This is a genomic window from Shewanella sp. AC91-MNA-CIBAN-0169 (assembly GCF_040310165.1).
GTDB lineage: Bacteria > Pseudomonadota > Gammaproteobacteria > Enterobacterales > Shewanellaceae > Shewanella.
This window is the reverse complement of sequence record NZ_JBEOPM010000086.1, coordinates 1-299: the sequence shown is the minus strand read 5'-3', so window position 1 is coordinate 299 and position 299 is coordinate 1. Positions and strand designations below refer to the sequence as shown.

Genomic DNA, 299 nt, shown 5'->3' with positions numbered 1-299 from the left:
GCTCCAAATTTATCATTGAGCAGGTATTTTTAGACAATCAGAACATCGATGCTAGGTGTACTTCGCTAGACGCATACGCTGAAGATGTACTTGCCTGGACGCTTACGGACCATACATTTTTATGAACAGGAATAAAAATAGACACAAAAAGTGTAAGTAAAGTATTAATTGTTTGGATTGTTTGGTAAAACGTTGAAGGTTTTTAGAGAAATAATACAGAAATAAAATATGGTGGTCGCTACTGGGCTCGAACCAGTGACCCCCTCCTTGTAAGGGAGGTGCTCTCCCAGCTGAGCTAA

General features: G+C 39.8%; 1 tRNA gene. It reads right to left on the bottom strand.

The features are described from left to right. Positions 1-229: 229 nt before the first annotated feature. Positions 230-299: transfer RNA gene (locus AAEY98_RS22225), tRNA-Val, on the bottom strand.